Source organism: Candidatus Liberibacter brunswickensis (assembly GCF_036858155.1).
Lineage (GTDB): Bacteria > Pseudomonadota > Alphaproteobacteria > Rhizobiales > Rhizobiaceae > Liberibacter > Liberibacter brunswickensis.
In genome coordinates, this window is sequence record NZ_JAAEJX010000007.1 from 46,615 (window position 1) to 65,611 (window position 18,997).

Here is an 18,997-nt window from a genome sequence, read left to right on the forward strand (position 1 = left end):
GAGTAGTATCTTAATAAATAAATTAAGATAATAAAATAATATTAAAATAAAAATTTTATTCAATTATATAAATATTATAAAGTTATGAATGGATAAACAGATCTCACATTCTTAATTTAAAAACAAATTAAATCGCAATAAACCAAAGGTAGTATTAATTTTATTTAGGTAATTGAAGATAGCAATATTGGGTGGTATAGAAATATAATTATTTAGAATATAACGGATTAGTTATAATTTTAATTATTTTATAAATCATAATAATTATTGTTTGTTTTTACTAAATGTATTTTGTCTTTTAAAAAAATCTTATTTATGTAAATAAACTTTATAATTCTTTACTTCATTTATATTGGAGAAAGATTATTATTCGTAATATTATAAAATAACTTTTATTTACGTTTTTTTTATAATATATTTTAAAAGTCATAATCGATTTTAATAGGACAATGGTCGCTTAATCTATTCCCTTTGGTTTTGATATCATTTGAATTATACCATTCTTCATGAAAACTATTTTTAATCAATATTTTATAAGCATTTTCATCCATAACAAAGTAGTCGATAGGTGTTTTATTTGATAGTTTTACATTTGCATTACAATTAGAATGTTTCATTATAGGAAAACGAATTAATGAATTATCACGATCTATTTTTTGCCAAAAATCATCATTATTTCCTAATTGATTTATTTTTCTATTGAAGTCGCCTGCTATAACAAAAGGAATACCAGTTTTCTTTTTTTTATTAATCCAAGTTTTTATCCATTGAGCTTGTTGATTAAGTAAATTACAGCTGTGATTATGGGAATTATCTAATTTATTTAAGAAACAAAAGGACTTAAGATGAATATTAAGAATCCACATCCTATTTCCATTTATTGTAACTAAAAGCTCAACGGCTTTACGTTTTGATGCTCTAGAGTGTGAATTTGTTTTTATTAAAGGATAAGATGCTTCGATTACATTAATGTTTTCTTTTTTTCTTACAACTATTGCTGTATTGATTGAACTATCGCTATTATCTGTGGTATGTGTAGAATCATTCGAAAAATAATTTTTACCTGAATAAAAAATTATCCATTTATCTTCAGGAAATATTCTTGCGACAGCATTATAACTTCCCATCTCTTGTAGAGAAATAATATCAGCATTTAAATTATAAGCGTAACGTCGCAATAAATCATAATCGCTTTTTTCCCTTTTGACTGAATTTTTCCAAAGAGATGCTCCTTCTTTTTCAGATAGAGTATTAATATTCCAAGATACAAATCTCACTCTTTGAGCAAAACTTGTATATGGAATAAGAAATAAAACAAAAACTAAAATATATTTTCTAATCATTATCTTCTTTGATATTGTCTATTATGATAGAAGCAGGGGTCTATTACTGACTTTTTAGTAAAAATTTTATTATATCTATAAACAAAATTTATTAATAAAAAGCATACTTCTTCTTATGGAAAATCTGGAGGTAAGGATTCTTTAGTTATTATAGATATTGCTTCTAGTAGGCTGAGTGTTTGGATTTCAGTAGACCCAAGACGACGAATTACTACAGAGCGTTCATTGGCTTCTTTTCCTCCACAAATTATAATAAGAGGGATCTTTTTGATAGAATGTTCTCGAATTTTGTAATTTATTTTTTCATTTCTAAAATCAGTTTCAACAGATAAATTATTGTTTTTTAAAAGAGAAGCAACTTCTTTTGCATATTGAATCGAAGAAGAAGTTATAGTTGTAACTACTGCTTGGATCGGTGAAAGCCATAGTGGAAGATTTCCTTTAAAATTTTCAATCATGATACCAATAAATCGTTCGATTGATCCAAATACTGCACGATGAATCATAACGGGATGGCATTTTTCAGATTTAGAGTTAATGTAAAATGCATTGAAACTGCTAGGAAGATTGAAGTCAATTTGTATTGTTCCACATTGCCAATCACGACCAATTGCATCTTTTAGTATATATTCGAATTTTGGACCATAAAAAGCTCCTTCTCCTAAAATAATTCCAGTATTAATTTTATTTTGAGATGAAGTCTTAATTTTATTAAGAACGCTTTTCATAATATTTTCTGCATCATCCCACAATTCATCAGATCCGACACGTTTTTCTGGACGAGTAGAAAGTTTGACAGTAATTTTTTCAAATCCGAAATCTTTGTAAATTGATACTATTAAATTATGAATTTTAAAACATTCTTCAAACATCTGTTCTTTAGTACAAAACACGTGTGCATCATCTTGTGTAAAACTTCGGACGCGCATTAGTCCATGTAATGATCCAGAGGGTTCGTTACGGTATACTGATCCAAATTCTGCTAAACGAATAGGGAGCTCACGATATGATTTTAATCCATGATTAAATACTGCAACATGACCAGGACAATTCATAGGTTTAAGAGCAAAAGAACGAACATCTTTTATTGTATCATCAGCACATTTTACAGCGAACATATTAGATCTATACCAATCCCAATGTCCTGACTGTTTCCATAGACTTTGATCTAATATTTGAGGAGTATTTATTTCTTCGTAATCATCTTTTATTTTCCTACGCATATAGGACATAAGCGTTTGAAATATTTTCCAACCTTTCTTATGCCAAAAAATAACCCCTGATCCATCTTCTGAAAGGTGGAAAAGATCCATTTCACGTGCAAGTTTTCTATGATCTCTTTTTTCAGATTCTTCAAGAAAATTTAAATATTGATTTAATTCTTGTTGAGTATTCCATGCAGTTCCATAAATACGTGATAACATAGGGAGATTGCTATCTCCTCGCCAATAAGCACCAGCTACTTTCATTAATTTGAAAAATTTTTTTACTTGCCCAGTTGATCGTACGTGTGGTCCACGACAAAGATCAAACCATGTTCCTTGATGATAAATAGTTATATTTTCTTTTTCAGAAATATTCTCCAAGATTTCTACTTTATACGTTTCTTTTTTGGATTCGAAAAGTTCTTTTGCTTGTTCGCGCGATAAACATTTTTTGATAAAAGGAGTATCTCTTGCAATGATATCTTGCATTTTATTTTCTATTTGCTCAAGTTCAGCCAAATTAAAGGGTTTTTCTTTGTGAAAATCATAATAAAAACCATTTTCTATAACTGGTCCAATAGTTACTTTTATATCTGACCAAATGCTTTGTACTGCCTCAGCCATTATATGAGCACAACTATGGCGAATTATATTCAAAGATCTAGGATCTTCATGTGTAATAATTTCAATTGATCCTGTTCGAATTGGATCAGATAAATCACATATTTTACCATCAATCGCCATTGCTATTGCTTTTTTTGCAAGAGATTTGGATATCGATTCTGCAACATCATATCCAGTTGTATGGTAAGGAAAACTCTTGATTAAACCGTCGGGGAATTCTAATTTTATATCTGCATGCATTTGATATACTCTTTTCTTTAAATCCGGTTACTTCATTGATTTTTCTAAAGAAAGATAACGGATCATCGATAGAATATCCAGTCGTTGAATACAATGATAAATCATTTTTTTATTAAAGTAATAGAAAGTAAAAAGATAATATGATTCTATTGAAATATCAATTCATATCAATGTTCAATTTGCTTATAAAAAATATTTTAAGAATTGATAGGTGTTAATTGAATAGAAGGTTATTGATATTTTACTTTAAAATATCTCTTAATTATCTAGAGATAAAATTATTGATATACTTGCATTTTAATCTAGTAAAATGTTATGATGAGAGTGAAATTTTATGCTATGATTATTATAAATTATTTGGGAAGGATGGCCGAGTGGTTTAAGGCACTGGTCTTGAAAACCAGAGATGGGAAACTATCCGTGGGTTCGAATCCTACTCCTTCCGCCAATATAAAGTATTGGAAATTTTGTCTGATTTATTGTATGCGAAGAACGGTCTTTGGGATATAGAGAAACACAGATTGAATTAGCCAAAATCTACAGCAAAACTTAGATAGATGTAGCAAAGATTAAAACAAGATATTGAATAATTAAAAGCATATAAACCTACAAGATTAACTCACGTAGAAGATCAAAACAAAACCATTAGACTTCGTTCGATGGATAGAGGGAGTTAATGCCCTAATAAGACCAGTTATAACATTTAGTTGGGTTATTGCCTGTCCATTACTATATTGGTTGTATTCAAAGATATCTTAGTTGAATGAATAACTTTATAGGTTTTTTTAGTAATAGCCATTTTTATTGCTCACCCTAACTTCTTCCTCCCGAGTTTTTAGGACGAGAAGAAGCGAGTGTTCAGAAAATGTCTTTTTACTTTACTTAATGAGTTACTATAAACTTTTTACAGTATTTACATTCCTCTTCTAATAGTAGCAGTTAGTTCTGCAATTCTTTCATCTTCTGAATCTTCTTCATCTTTTGGAGTTTCTTTATTTTCTGGAGATACTTTATCTCCTTTTAATTCTTCAGCTTTATTTACATCTTTTTTAGCTAATTCCATCAAGTCCTTCTTCCTGGCTTCTTTTGATTTAGATTCGCCACATCCGCTTATTATGGATATTGATGATAATAACAAAGGCACTAACGCTATATTTTTATTCATAACCTATGTCTTCTCTGTTTATATTAGTTTTTACAACCTTAAATAAGCAAAAAATATATTATACCCGTAATTGAGTCAAGAGATAATTAGATTTTAGCTATTAATTGGTTTAAAAGAGAGGGGGGGGGTAGTCTCGCCATTTAATAGGTAAGACCTAATTTTAAAAAGACATGTAAAATAAAGCGGTTATGATTTTGATTATACCTCTACGCCTTCCGTCATAATAATTTTAAATAAACAGATTATATAAAAGTAATAATAAATAGTATTCGTGAGAATAGTTTATGATTTAATAAATGTGATTTTATTTCCTGTTTTCTATTTTATTACTATTATTTTATAGGTTTTATGTGTTATTTTTCCTCAATAATATTGTATATATTTAAATATGAAATTGAAGTTTTTAAATTATATGACTATAGCTAGTAACTTATAAGAGTTACTTTTTTAAAGAGATATAAAATTTTAGAAAAAATAATTTATTTATGTTTTACTTAGCTATATTGATTGACAAGAAGTATACATAATAACAACTAATTTCATTAGTTCCTGTAATTTCTATATATTTATCTATTAAATCTTCAGTATTCATGGAAGTTAAAGAATATTGGATATACTATATACTATTTTATGGTATAAAATAAATTATTTAATATCTATTTTTAATAAATAATAGGAGTGTGTTTTGAGTTATCAAATAAACTTAATAAAGAATTTCGTTCGCCTGATTTCTTATTAGGATTTAAATTTAAAGAATAACTTTCAACTGGGTTACCAAATTCATCTTCTTCCTTTTTAGAAAAAGATAATAAGGATTTTTTATAATCAAAATTTTCATTTTTGCTATAATTGAAAGCATAAAGAAATCTATCTATCTTTTTAGGATCTTGAAAATCTTCTATCTTAACGTGTTTTTTAAGTGTATTAATCTTTTTTTCTTCGGATAAAGAATAGAAATAAGGAGATAATTTTAGTGCTCTTGATATAACCTTAAAAATCTTTTGGTCTCCTAAAATTTCGTAATAATTTTTAATATTAGGAATATTTCTTTTAAAATAAAGTGCTAATGCATTATCAGGATCTTTTAATTCTTCTTTTTTTTCTAGAATTTGATTTTTATATAGATCGCATATTTTATTAATGTGATAATTATCTTGTACTATTCCGTTTTCTTTATAGGAGGATTTTTTATGGGTTTCGAAGTTAAAAGAAGAAATTATTTCTTTATATCTATTGTCTTTATTTGTATTTATAATGCTTGTACGATCTCTTAAATCAGAATGAAATATTTTTCGTAAAAAGATATCATCTAATTTTGTAGAATCAATTTCTTTTGCTTCTAATAGAAAGTTTAGTATTCTTTTATTAGAAAGAAGTTCTTCAATAGAATTAATAGATTGAATGTTTTTAACATAATAATTTATTTCTAAATCAATCTTTTTTTCCATCCTTTTTTTATCTATTAAATTTAAAGATCTATTTTCATTATATGCTTTTCTTTTTATACGAACATAATTGTCTACATTATCTCGTATTGTGAGATTTGATTGTATTCTAGCTTCTAATCCTATTAATCCTTTTTTATCAAAATTAAATGATTTATTTAATTTAATAAAACGTTCGTCTTTTAATTTATTTACATAACTGTTGGGATCAGAGGAATCACTAGTAAGTATATCTCTTAATTTGTATTTATAAATATCTTTCTTATCAATGTTGTAAGCGTCTAAAGCAAATTCCAATGCTGTAACTGGTTCTTTATAGTAATTACTATTATTATATAATGAGGATTTTGCATTTAAAAAATCATCTATAGATTTAATTTTATTTAAAGATCTTCGATAATTTTCTATTACTGATTCTGTTTTTTTATTATATAACGTTATAGTATTATTCTTATAGAGATCCATTATTTTGCTAATTTGATTATCTTCTTGAATTTTTTCTCCAGGATTGATGTCTTTATTAAAATCAACTTGAAAATAATCTTTTATTTTTGAAGCTTTCGGATTGTTTTCTTTTATAAGTTCAAGTAAATCATCTGCTTTTATTTCTGGATTTAATGGAAAAAGAGATAATTTAATCATTTTAAAAATCTTGGGATCTTTTAAAAGATCTTTGAAAGAAGAAATAGAGCCAATAGTTGATTTATAATAATTTTGATCAATAATAATCTCTTCTTTTGGAATGTAATTTATTGTATTATTAAAATAATTGATGACAATGCTTTCTATTTGTACATTAGTTAATATTTTATCTTTAGCTAATTTATGGCCATCTGGTTGAAAACGAAAGTTCTCTGCCATTGCACGTAAACGATTGTCTTTTAGTTTTACAAAATATTTTTCTGGATTAGCCAGCCCTATAGTCAAAACATCCTTTAAAAACGGTAAAGCAATATATTTAGGATTAATATCAAAAGATTGTAGAGCATAATCAAGAAGACGTCTATTTTTGAAAAATTGATCAATAGAATTTATTTTATTAATATTCTGACGGAAATATTTGCTTTCTATTATAACATTTTCTTCTTTGTGTTCATACGAATTTATATAATCTTTGATGATTTTTTTTTGTTGTATATCACTTTGAATTATTTTATTAGAAGGAGAAAAATCATAATAGTGAGCAAGTTTTTGATATCTTAGACTATTCATCTTACTTACTAAACTTTTAGGATCAGAAATATTACTCGTTAAGATTTTCTTTATAAATCCTTTTGCATGCGACATATCTAATAAATCAAATGCTTTCAATGCAAAATAAAAAATTTTCTTGTCTTTGATAAATTCGTCTACGGTAGATATTTTTTTTATATTGGTTCTATAGTAATTCTCTTCATTACAGACAGTAGGATCTTTTGAAATATTAGAAAGTAATTTATTCTTAATATTATCTTGAAATAAAGGAGGAGGTGGTACATGCAACGTTTTCATAGGTAACTCCAAGTATGACTTGAATATCCCACCAAATAATCTCCGCCTTTCCATTATATATTAATTATTATACTAATTCCATAAAAATATAATTATTTTTGGATTATGTATCATTTTGAATTATAATTACATAAAATTGAATTAATATTGTAAATAATATTTTATGTTTTATTGAGTTCTTAATAATATAATAGTAGATTATTATTTTGATTTATAATGATGTACAATGTTATTGTGATCTGTAATATAGTAAGATCCATCTTCTATTTTTCTTATATTATGACTGTCAATTTTTACTTTCCCATATCCTCCAGGAATATCAAGAATATAAAATGGTTGGCATAATCCAGAAATTTTTTCTTTTAAATTTGCAACAATTTTTTGTCCTTCTTCAATGGTAAGACGAAAATGACTTGTTCCAGGAGCAAGATCTGGATGATGTAGATAATATGGTTTAATACGTAATTCTACAAACGTTCTCATAAGATTTGCAAGAATTTCAGGATCATCATTAATACCTTTGAGTAATACTGATTGACTTAAAAGAATTATTCCAGCATCTGAAAGTTTGTTAATAGCATCGATAGATTCTTGAGAGAATTCATGAGGATGGTTAGCATGTATTGCAATATATATTGTTTTTCTAGATTCTTTTAGACATTTAATTAAATAATTATTAATACGTTTAGGATCAACAATAGGAACGCGACTATGAAAACGCAATATTTTTATATGTTTTATATCCCTTAGTTTTTTCAAAACTTTTTGTAAGCGATTATGCGATAAAATTAAAGGATCTCCTCCTGTAAATATTACTTCCCAAATTTTAGAATGTTCTTTAATGTATTGAATGGCATTATCTATGTCATTGGAAGATAAAACATTTCCTTTTTTAGATCCTATCATTTCTCTCCGAAAACAAAATCGGCAGTAAACAGGGCATACATGTAATAATTTAAGCAATACTCTGTCTGGATAACGGTGTACAATGCCTTTTACAGGATTGTGAACATTATCTCCAATTGGATCTTCTAGTTCTTCTGGTAAAATATTTAATTCTTCTTTTTGAGGAATAAATTGACGAGCAATAGGATCATCAGGATTATTTAGATCTATTAAATTGGCAATAACAGAGGTCAAAGCGATAGAATAATGATCAGAAATTTCTTTTATCTCATTAACCTGTTCTTGATTGATTAGGTTAGCTTGATATAATTCTTGTGCGGAAGTTAATGTTTTATCGCTAAATTTAATCATATTTATTCCTTGTGGTATGCAGTCATAGGAATCCAAATAATTTCATTTAAATTATTTGCACCTGTAGCAAGCATGACAAGTCGATCAAATCCCATTGCTATACCAGAAGATTCTGGCATCTCGGTTAAACAAGATAGAAAATCTTCATCCAATGGGTAAGTTTCATTATATATTTTTTGCTTTTCTTGCATTTCTTTTTCAAATCTTCGTCGTTGTTCAATTGGATCAATTAGTTCGTCAAAGGCATTGCATAATTCAACATTACAAGCATAAAGCTCGAAACGTTTTGCAAAACGAGGATCATCAGTGCAAATATTAGCTAATGCAGATTCCGAAGAAGGATAACGATCAAGAATAGTACAGCAGTTTATACCAAGATTGGGTTCTATTTTCTCTACAAGAATTCGAGAGAAAATATCGCTCCAAGTATCGTCATGAGCAACACGTATTCCTGATTTTTGTGCTTGTGATGACAAAAGATTGCGATCTGGTTCGTTTGGATTATCAAGTGTAATGCAAAGATCAATATTAGCATATTTTGCAAAAGCTTCGGAAACTGTAATATACTCTGCTTCATTAAAAGGATTACATTTAACTCCTTGGAAATAAAACATTTTCTTATTCGCTACTTCTGCTGCACATCTTATAATATCTATACAATCTTTCATTAATTGTTCATATGCTTCATTCGTACGATACCATTCTAGCATAGTAAATTCTGGTTGATGTAGATAATCTTGTTCTCCATTTCTCCAAACATGCGCGAAACAAAATATTCTATTTTCTCCTGCTGCTAGAATCTTTTTACAAGAAAATTCCGGAGAAGTTTGCAGATATAAAGTCTTTCGTATATGATCTTTTATGATAAATTCTGTAGAAAAAGCTTGTATATGAGTTTCATTTCCAGGAGAATTTTGAAGAGATGTTGAATCAACTTCAAGAAAATTTCTCGTAGCAAAATATTCTCTTATATAATTTTGAATTATATTTCGTTTGATAAGCAAAGGACGTCGACGATGATGGAAATCGCGATTCCACCAAAGGTTTGAAGAAATTTTATTCATAAGTATTTTCTTGTTTTTAAAAACCAATAACTAGTGTTTAAAATAGGAGTTTTAGATTATTGTCTTTATAAGATAAAAAATAGTAATTAATGTTTTACATTTTAGATAATACAGTCAAATAACTATTTTTACTATAGTTAAATAAGGAATAAATTCAATATGGTAAAAGTTATCGCTTCTGCTGTGCGTAAAGGTAATGTTCTTGATGTAAATGGAAAGCTTTATGTCGTTCTTGTTGCAAAAAATTTTCATCCTGGAAAAGGTACTCCTATTACGCAGGTAGAAATGCGTCGTATTTCTGATGGAGTAAAGGTGTCTGAGCGTTGGCGTACAACAGAACAAGTAGAACGTGCTTTTGTTGAAGATCAGCGTTTTCAGTTTTTATATGAAGATCATGAAGGGTTTCATTTTATGAATCCAGAAACTTATGATCAAGTTACTGTTTCTAAAGATGTTGTCGGTGATCAAAAAGTATATTTTCAAGAAGGAATGGATATGAAACTTCTAATCCATGAAGGAATTGCTCTATCTGTTGAATTACCACGTCATGTAACATTTACCGTTGTTGAAACGGAGCCTTCTTCAAAAGGACAAACGGTTACAGCATCGTATAAGCCAGCTATACTATCTAATTATATTCGAACGACAGTTCCTCCCCATATTAATGTAGGAGATGATATTGTAATTCTCACAGAAGACAATTCATATGTTGAACGCGTAAAAAAATAGTTGAAATAAATAAATTACTTATTATTCCTTTTTATATCTTCTTCATTGAGCATTTCTAGTTTGAGCCATTGTTCTTCTTTATCTTTAATTTCTTGATGTATTTGATCAAGATCATGATAAAGTTTGTTAACTTCTTTATTTGAAATTAAGTTTTGGTCTTTTATTTGTTGTTCTTTTTCTGCAATTTTTAGTTGCAATTTATTTATTTCTTGAGGAAGTTTTTCTAGAAGTAGTTTTTGACTATAGGTAATATTTTTCTTTTTTTTGTCATTTGTATAATTTTTTTCTTTCAAAGATTGAGTATGAGTAATTTTTGTATTTGAGGTTTGATTGTTGTTTTTTTGTTGTACAATCATATCGGAGTATCCTCCAGCATATTTTGTCCAATATCCATTGGGTTCTTCAATATTTTGCACTGAAATTGTCGAGGTTACTGTTCGGTCTAAAAAATCTCGGTCGTGACTAACAATTAGTATTGTGCCTTTTAAATTAGTAATAGTTTTTTCTAAGAAATCTAACGTTTCAAAATCAAGATCATTTGTTGGTTCGTCCATGATAAGAAAATTGAATGGTTGAGCTAAAATTCGTGCTATAATAGCTCGCATTTTTTCACCTCCAGATAAGTGTTTCATAAGAGAATGTGCTTGATGGGGATGAAAAAGAAAATCTTTGATATAACCTGCAACATGACGAGATTCTCCGTTTACCATTAAACTATCTCCAGAACTGCCTGTTAGATAAGAAGAAAGAGATTCATTTTGATTAATGTTTTCGCGTTTTTGATCAATAGTTGCAATTTTTAGGTTGGTTCCTAAAGTAATTAGTCCAGAATCCGGCTTAATTTCTCCAGTTAATAACTTTAATAGTGTTGTCTTTCCCGCTCCATTAGGACCAACAATCCCAATTCGTTCACCATAATTTATGCGTAAAGAAAAATTTTTAACAATTAAACGATTATCATATTGTTTTGTAATTTTATCTGCTTCTATTACTAATCTTCCAGAAGATGGGGCAGGTTGAATATTTGTTTGTATTGTATTATGAAAGGAATTTTTTTGTTCTTTTAATTGTGCATGTATCTCTTGTAGTTCTTTGACTCTACGGACATTTCGTTTTCGTCTAGCAGTTACTCCATATCTCAACCAATCTTCTTCTGAATCTTTTTTTTTCTTTAGATTATGATAACGTATTTGTTCTTGTTCTAGGATATTTTTTTTCCAAATTTCAAAATGAGAAAAACCTTTGTTCAGTTGATGTAAACAACCACGATCTATCCATATTGTTTTTGTGGATAAAGTTTCAAGAAAACGACGATCATGAGAAACGAAAATAATCGCAGGATTAGTATTTAATAATTCTTGTTCCATCCAATGGATAGTGCGAAAATCTAAATGATTAGTAGGTTCATCCAAAATAAGGATATCGGGTTGTAAAATAAGCATTTTGATTAAAGCCATACAACGAGCTTGTCCAACAGATAGATTAGATATGCTACTATTCTCGCTTAAATTGAATTTTTGTAGCAAAGATTTTGGGCTATAAGATACGCCTGTTGCATCTTTCATTGTATGATCAATATACTCATTAATTGTTGAAAAATTAGAAAAACTTGGATTTTGTTCAAGATATCCTAATTTAGAAGAGCAATTTAGAAATACTTCTCCAGATTGCGGTTCTATAATTCCTGCTATAATTTTTAGTAGAGTGGATTTGCCAGATCCATTACATCCTACAAGACATATACGTTCTTTCGGTTCAATTGATAAACATACATTTTGTAATAGATCTACTCCTCCTATAGAAGCATTAATGTAATCAAGCCTTAAGATAGGTGCGCTCATAGGATTAAATCCTTTGTATATCATAGGGACGAGAAATCAAAACAGCTAGTCCTTTATCGAAAATGATAGTGAGGTTTTTCTTTACAACGTTAGAAATAGCATGAGAATCACCAATAGACAAAGAGCTTTTAGAAAGAGTATATTTTGCTCCAGTAATAGTAATATTCTCAATATTTTTAAAGGCAACAATAGAAAAAAAACTTCTTTCGGGAAGATCAAAATAGTGCTTCCCTGGCATAAGAATGAAAGCTTCTTCAATTCCAGAAGTCAGGATAACGTTGAATTTATTTTTCTTTAAGGATATTGCAAGTTGTAAATGTTGTAGAGAATAATCAAATCGTTCACCAGAAATAGCACCAACTAAAGTAATGTTTTTTGCACCTAATTGTAAAGCTTTATGAACAGTAATTTCACCATCTGACATATCCTTATTAGGAGAATAAAAAATACGTTTAATTGATGACCATTGTTTTAATAATGTGCTATCAATAGAGTCAAAGTCTCCTATCCATAATTCTGGTATTACTCCTAATTTTTTTGCATGATGTATGCCACCATCGGCAGCAATAATTCTGCAATATTTTATAGAATACAAAAGACGTTCTGTTACCTTTACATTTCCATTTAGTAAAATAGCAAAATCAAGGATATTATTATTAGTAGGCTGTAATTCAACGTTAAGTTCTTGATATTCAATCATTTTTAATTTATTCTCCGCACCTTATTTTATTGGATTCTGTATTAATTAAAGAAGAAATTACTTTCTAAGCATTAATTCCTAAAATGATTTTATCATCTCCTCGGGTATATCTTTCAACTGTGCTATTGATTCCCACTCAAAAATATCCATAAAGAAGACTTTCCCCGATCTTATGCTCTAATAAAAGTAGCGGAGAGTTTACTAACTCTATGAGCAGATTTTTCAATTCTAGCTTTTCGTGTTTTTAATCAAACCCATATACTGAATTGTTGTTCATCCATTGATAAAAAACGTATTTGTACCAGTAGGCTGTAAGTAACATAAATTAAAAAGCCAATTTATGCATATTTCCAATTTCCCAATAACTACGGAACGCATTCATACTTCAATTATCAAATCTTTAAAGTCATCAGTTTTATACTTTGGATTTTCTATACCGATACAAGGATTAGTCTCAACATATTATTGTTTACATGCTAATTTAAAAATAGTTTAACTTGATTTATGAAGTTAGTCTTCCCACCAAGAGCAACCTTGGTGCAACGCTAAAGGGCAGCTTTGGTGCTTCTTAGCAGAGGCATCTGATGATTGAGAAGAGTTCTTTGATGTATGAGTATTAACTGCATTTTGAACAACATTCTCATGTTTGTTTTTCGAACTTGATGATTCGCATCCGCTTACCACAGCTATTGATGATAATAAAGATACCAACGCCATTTTTGTATTTATATTCATAACTCATAATTTTTCTGATGGATTACTTTTACAACTTTGAATAATCTGCATATAGATCTACATCTTCAAATAAAATATATTATCAACTATATTTGAGTCAAGAAACGGATGTCTTTATAATTACTTAGTAATTTAAAAAATATTGAAAATTGTGGCCAAAAAGGTGCGGGCAACATAAAATAAAACAACGTAGAATCAATGCTATTTATTATTGTAGATCTAGGGTTAAGTCGCACCTAAGAACTTTATTTTACGGCATAATAGTGTTATCAGGAAATTATGTTATAAATAATATTAAAGATAATATGTAGTAATTATAAAAAAGGATATTAATTTTTATTATATGAGGAGATGGATTGGTGTGTATTTGGGGTTTGATGATTAGATTTTTTCATTTGTTTTTAGGACAACCAATTAATTTGATCATGTTTTCTCGGTTTTTTAATTTTTTTTACATAATAAGTAAAACAAAGGATTATGTAATAAACCATTTTCGTTATTTCATGTTCAATCTTAAGTCTCTTATTATACGTTTTTTTTCTTTTTACAATAAATGAATAAATATCAGTTAAATATAATTAGAACTTATTTTCCAACTAAAAATTTTTTTAAATTTTATTTTTTTGTAATCCTATATCTTTACGCCAAAAACCATGTTCCCAGTCAATGCTCTCTATCATATTGTATGCTAGTTTTCGAGAATCTATTATTGTTTTCCCTAGTGCTGTAGCTCCTAATACTCTTCCTCCATTGGCTATAAGGCAATTATCTTTTATATCTGTACATGCATGAAATAGTTTTGTATTTTCTGTACTTTGAGGTATTTTTCGAATGATAGTTCCTTGAAGATAATTTGAAGGATATCCTTTAGTTGCTAAAACTACTGTCAATGCATACTCTGGTTTCCACTCTATTTGTGTATTGTGTAAATTTTCGTTGATACAAGAATTGAAAATTTCTAAGATATCACTTTCTAGGCGCATCATCATAGCTTGACATTCGGGATCACCGAAACGCACATTGTATTCAATCAAATATGGTCCTTGTTTAGTAATCATAAGCCCTGCAAACAAAACTCCCTGAAAAGGTATTCCTTCCTTTTGCATTCCTTCGATTGTTGGTTGGATGATTTTTTGTATGATATTAGAATATAGTTCTTGTGATATTCCTAAAGCAGGAGAATATGCACCCATACCACCTGTATTAGGGCCAACATCGCCATCATAAACACGTTTATGATCTCTTGCTGTCGTGAAAGGTATTGCAGTTTTCCCATCGCAAATAGCAAAGAAACTAATTTCAAAACCGTCGATGTATTCTTCAATCACCACGGTTGAATCAATTTTTTTAAAGCATTGATCAATAGCTTTAAAAGCTTCATCTATCGTTGATGCGATCACTACTCCTTTTCCAGCACAAAGTCCATCGTCTTTTATAACAATAGGCATACTTTGTTCTTGTACGTATTGTTTTGCTATTGTGGGATCAGAAAAACAATGGTATTCGGCAGTAGGAATACCATATTTTGAGCAGAATTTTTTAGCAAAAGATTTGGAAGACTCAAGTTGTGATGATTTTTTAGAAGGTCCGAAAACTTTAAAACCAGCTGCATTTAATGTATCACGTATACCATTTACTAATGGTAATTCTGGTCCAACAACTACAAGATCAATTTTTTTTTCCTCGCAAAAACAAACAATTTTTGAATGATCTTGTATATCGATGTTAAAACATTGGGCGTGTTGAGCAATACCAGGATTGCCTGGTATAGACCATAACTTTGATAATAAATGTGATTGTGATATCTTCCATGCAATGGCATGTTCTCTTCCACCAGAACCAATTAATAGGACTCTCAATATTATTTCCTCTTATAAAATAAAATCCATGATACCATAATGATAACATAACTAATATAATATGATTATAATAAAAATTATATTTTATTAAGTGAGATACTGTTAATATTTTAATACCTTAAAACTTATTTCTATTATAATTAATGATTTGTTTCATTCCTTGACAGATATGTTTTTTTTGTGTTGTAAATATTATAAAAAAATATGAAAGCTAACGTACTAGCATGTTTAATTCCTTCAAATTAATTCGTAATTATATAATGAGTTCGTCAGTTGCCCCTTATGTGTATTTAGCGCGTTTACAAGTGCCAACAGGATGGAATTTAGTTGTTTTGCCTGTTTTTTGGTCTACTGTTCTTGCTGCTTATCCTTTAAGCAGAGAAGGTATCTTGTCTTGGAAAATAATTTTTTGGTATTTTTTTCTCTATATTATAGGTGCTATTGTTTTTCGCGGTGCTATGTGTACATGGAATGATCTTGTTGATCATGACATTGATTCTCAGGTTTCGCGGACTCGGTCTCGACCTTTGCCTTCAGGACAGTGTAGTCGTTTTCAAGCATATGTTTTTGCTATTTTACAGAGTTTGATTTCTTTTTTATTTCTTATTCAATTTAATTATTTTGTTATTTGTGTAGGATTTATTTTATTGCCCATTGCTATTTTTTATCCATTTTCGAAGCGTTTTATTCCTTGTCCACAGGTGGTGTTAGGGATTAGTTTTGCAATAGGTGCTTTTATAGGATGGGGTGCTTTGCACTCGAGTCTTTCATGGCCTGCTTTTTGGCTTTTTATGGCAACTTTTTTTTGGGTTGTTTATTTTGATACAGTATATGCTCATCAAGATAAAAAAGATGATGAGTTGATAGGAGTAAATTCTACAGCAAGGTTGTTTGCTGATCATACTAAAATATGGCTATTTATTTTATATGGAATGTTTATTCTTTGTTTTATGATAGCTTTTTATCTAGTACAAGTTAATTTTTTTGCTTGGATTGGGTTGGTAATAGCATTATTAATTTCTATTAATCGGATCATTGTTTTAGATATTTCTTGTCCTAGGCAGTGTCTTCTCTTTTTTAAGATTACAGATTTTATAGGAATTTTTATCTTTATTTGTTTAATGATATCTCTGTTTTTTGATAAATTTTGATATGCTGCTAAATATTGGTTATTCTTCATTATAAAAGTAATAATATAGTAATTATTATCACTGACTAGTTATCATTTAATGTGTACACGACTTGGATAGCTAATTTTTAAGTATTAAAATATAAATATTTATAGGATAAAATCACTACCGTAGGAAATATAGTTGCAGTAGAGTAGTAGTTTATTTTTTAGCTGTCAGAAATGATCGATTTATTAATATTTATTTTTACACATATTTGTCTATAGGATGTGGAATAATGAAATTATACTCTGTTAAAGAAATTTTCCTTACTCTTCAAGGTGAAGGCGCGAGTGTAGGACGTGTCGCTGTTTTTTGTCGTTTTGCTGGTTGTAACTTATGGTCAGGAAGAGAAAAAGATCGTCTTTCAGCACAGTGTCATTTTTGTGACACTGATTTTGTTGGAATTAAAGGAACTAAAGGTGGTCGTTATAATGCTGAGCAATTAGCTGATTTAATTGCAGATCAATGGATTGCAGGAGGAAAAGAAGCGCGTTACTGTGTATTGACAGGTGGTGAGCCTTTATTGCAAGTAGATGTTCCATTAATTAAAGAGTTAAATAAGCGTAATTTTGAGATTGCTGTCGAGACCAATGGGACAATTGAACCTCCACAAGGTATTGATTGGATTTGTGTTAGTCCTAAAGCAGGTTGTGATCTTAAAGTTAAAAAAGGTCAAGAGTTAAAATTAGTTTTTCCGCAAGTTGATGATTCGCCAGAAAATTATATTGGATTAGATTTTGAAAGATTTTCTTTGCAGCCAATGGATGGTCCTTTTTTAGAAGAAAATACTAATTCGGCAATTTCTTATTGTTTTAAAAATCCTAAGTGGCGTGTCAGCATACAAACTCATAAATTAATTGGAATTCGTTGATTTAGCAATAATTTATAGTGTAAAAAATATTAGAGGTTTGATTTGTTAATAGGAAAAAGAGTATTTCTGTTAAAACGAAAGCCTGGTAAAATGGAAAAAATGTTGTTTCGCCTTGAGATAAAAGAGCAAGGTAACATTCATTTTCATTATATACCATCTAATAATTCTGGATATTATGTATTATGGTCTTTATCTAAAAAACAAGAAATTACAAGTAATGATGTTATTCTTGAAGAATTAAAAGGATTTGACTCATTAATTTTATGGCTGAGATCTTTTTTTGTTTTTTCAAAATATAGTCAGTTATCTTTTCCTAGTTGTCGTATATTTTTTTATGGTTCTAAAAAAGATAGTAAGGCTTTTTTAAGACTTAATCGTTTTATGAATAACAGGCGAATGCCTTTCGACAGTAAAGAATTCTTATATGAGAAGAAATTATTTGAAGGGTGGGAAGACTGTTCCTTTGTATTAAAGAAAACTAAAGTTAAAATAAATTCAAAAATAGCAATAGTTGTACATTGTTATTATCAAGATACTTGGTCTGAAATTTCCTCTATTTTGTTAAGACTAAATTTTGATTTTGATTTATTTGTTACTTTTGTAAAAACCAATAATAATTTTGAAGAAGAAGTGTTAAAATATTTCCCTTTAGCTAAATTATATGTCATGGAAAATAAAGGGAGAGATGTTCGTCCTTTCTTGTATTTATTAGAATTAGGTGTTTTTGATGGTTATGATTATATCTGTAAGATTCATGGAAAGAAATCTTTAAGAGAAGGCTATAATCCTATAGAGGGTACTATTTGGAGACGTTGGTTATTTCTTGATCTTTTAGAACCTGATATTTCGATGCGTATTATCAATAAATTTAAGAATAATCCTAACATTGGCATGATTGGTTCTGGAAGATATAGGCGCTATAGAAAAATGTCTATTTTTACAAAAAACAGCAAGGTATATCAGCGTTTTATGAATCTTGTTAAAAGAGTAGGTTATTCTACTACTAAGCAACTTGATTTAGATTTCTTCAATGGCACTATGTTTTGGGTAAGGCCTGAGTGTTTGGATCCTATTAGATATCTACATCTTACGGGAGAATTTGAAAAAGACTGTAATCTAAAAGATGGAGCACTTGAACATGCTGTTGAACGATTTTTTGCCTTTTCAGTTATATATAAAGGATTTTCTTTAGAATCGGTCGATTTTATCATGGAATATAAGAAATAGTATATTGGTTTACTTTTTATTTATTATGT

14 protein-coding genes and 1 tRNA gene are annotated in these 18,997 nt (G+C 28.8%); 5 read left to right on the forward strand and 10 right to left on the reverse strand.

Going from position 1 to position 18,997, the window contains the following annotated elements; translation table 11 throughout:
* Positions 1-419: 419 nt before the first annotated feature.
* Entirely contained in the window at positions 420-1,343 is a 924-nt protein-coding gene (locus tag GY664_RS02765) for an endonuclease/exonuclease/phosphatase family protein (protein WP_333947938.1), read from the reverse strand.
* A 113-nt stretch (positions 1,344-1,456) separates the two neighbouring features.
* Complete coding sequence (gene thrS, locus GY664_RS02770) at positions 1,457-3,412, reverse strand: threonine--tRNA ligase (RefSeq protein ID WP_333947940.1); 1,956 nt, start codon at positions 3,410-3,412, stop codon at positions 1,457-1,459.
* A gap of 360 nt (positions 3,413-3,772) precedes the next feature.
* Between thrS and GY664_RS02775 the strand changes: the two genes are divergently transcribed.
* Positions 3,773-3,860 (forward strand) — tRNA-Ser (locus GY664_RS02775).
* Between the two features lie 465 nt (positions 3,861-4,325).
* Here the strand turns inward: GY664_RS02775 and GY664_RS02780 are convergent.
* The 4 genes from GY664_RS02780 to epmA all read right to left on the reverse strand — a co-directional run bounded on the left by GY664_RS02780 (position 4,326) and on the right by epmA (position 9,834).
* Positions 4,326-4,577, reverse strand: coding sequence for a hypothetical protein (locus GY664_RS02780; RefSeq protein ID WP_333947941.1), 252 nt, complete (start codon positions 4,575-4,577; stop codon positions 4,326-4,328).
* A 662-nt stretch (positions 4,578-5,239) separates the two neighbouring features.
* Positions 5,240-7,513 (reverse strand): DUF1217 domain-containing protein, encoded by a 2,274-nt coding sequence (locus GY664_RS02785; protein WP_333947942.1) that lies wholly within the window; start codon positions 7,511-7,513, stop codon positions 5,240-5,242.
* Positions 7,514-7,714: 201 nt separating this feature from the next.
* Entirely contained in the window at positions 7,715-8,770 is a 1,056-nt protein-coding gene (locus tag GY664_RS02790) for a lysine-2,3-aminomutase-like protein (RefSeq protein ID WP_333947943.1), read from the reverse strand.
* A 2-nt stretch (positions 8,771-8,772) separates the two neighbouring features.
* Positions 8,773-9,834, reverse strand: coding sequence for an EF-P lysine aminoacylase EpmA (gene epmA / locus GY664_RS02795; RefSeq protein ID WP_333947945.1), 1,062 nt, complete (start codon positions 9,832-9,834; stop codon positions 8,773-8,775).
* Between the two features lie 159 nt (positions 9,835-9,993).
* Between epmA and efp the strand changes: the two genes are divergently transcribed.
* On the forward strand, positions 9,994-10,563 hold the full coding sequence (efp, locus tag GY664_RS02800) for an elongation factor P (protein ID WP_333947946.1): 570 nt from the start codon (positions 9,994-9,996) through the stop codon (positions 10,561-10,563).
* Positions 10,564-10,577: 14 nt separating this feature from the next.
* Here the strand turns inward: efp and GY664_RS02805 are convergent, their stop codons facing one another.
* The 4 genes from GY664_RS02805 to purD all read right to left on the reverse strand — a co-directional run bounded on the left by GY664_RS02805 (position 10,578) and on the right by purD (position 15,698).
* Entirely contained in the window at positions 10,578-12,404 is a 1,827-nt protein-coding gene (locus tag GY664_RS02805) for an ABC-F family ATP-binding cassette domain-containing protein (protein ID WP_333947947.1), read from the reverse strand.
* A gap of 4 nt (positions 12,405-12,408) precedes the next feature.
* Entirely contained in the window at positions 12,409-13,104 is a 696-nt protein-coding gene (locus GY664_RS02810) for a thiamine diphosphokinase (RefSeq protein ID WP_333947949.1), read from the reverse strand.
* A 510-nt stretch (positions 13,105-13,614) separates the two neighbouring features.
* Positions 13,615-13,839 (reverse strand): hypothetical protein, encoded by a 225-nt coding sequence (locus GY664_RS02815; RefSeq protein WP_333947950.1) that lies wholly within the window; start codon positions 13,837-13,839, stop codon positions 13,615-13,617.
* 608 nt (positions 13,840-14,447) lie between these two features.
* Positions 14,448-15,698, reverse strand: a complete 1,251-nt coding sequence (purD, locus tag GY664_RS02820) for a phosphoribosylamine--glycine ligase (protein WP_333947951.1) — start codon at positions 15,696-15,698, stop codon at positions 14,448-14,450.
* Positions 15,699-15,958: 260 nt separating this feature from the next.
* On the opposite strand from purD, the gene ubiA reads away from it, so the two are divergent.
* The 3 genes from ubiA to GY664_RS02835 all read left to right on the forward strand — a co-directional run bounded on the left by ubiA (position 15,959) and on the right by GY664_RS02835 (position 18,968).
* On the forward strand, positions 15,959-16,849 hold the full coding sequence (ubiA, locus tag GY664_RS02825; protein WP_333947952.1) for a 4-hydroxybenzoate octaprenyltransferase: 891 nt from the start codon (positions 15,959-15,961) through the stop codon (positions 16,847-16,849).
* Between the two features lie 256 nt (positions 16,850-17,105).
* Positions 17,106-17,741, forward strand: coding sequence for a 7-carboxy-7-deazaguanine synthase (gene queE / locus GY664_RS02830; protein WP_333947953.1), 636 nt, complete (start codon positions 17,106-17,108; stop codon positions 17,739-17,741).
* A gap of 42 nt (positions 17,742-17,783) precedes the next feature.
* A complete protein-coding gene (locus tag GY664_RS02835; RefSeq protein ID WP_333947954.1) occupies positions 17,784-18,968 on the forward strand; it encodes a rhamnan synthesis F family protein in 1,185 nt (394 codons plus the stop codon).
* Positions 18,969-18,997 lie beyond the last annotated feature (29 nt).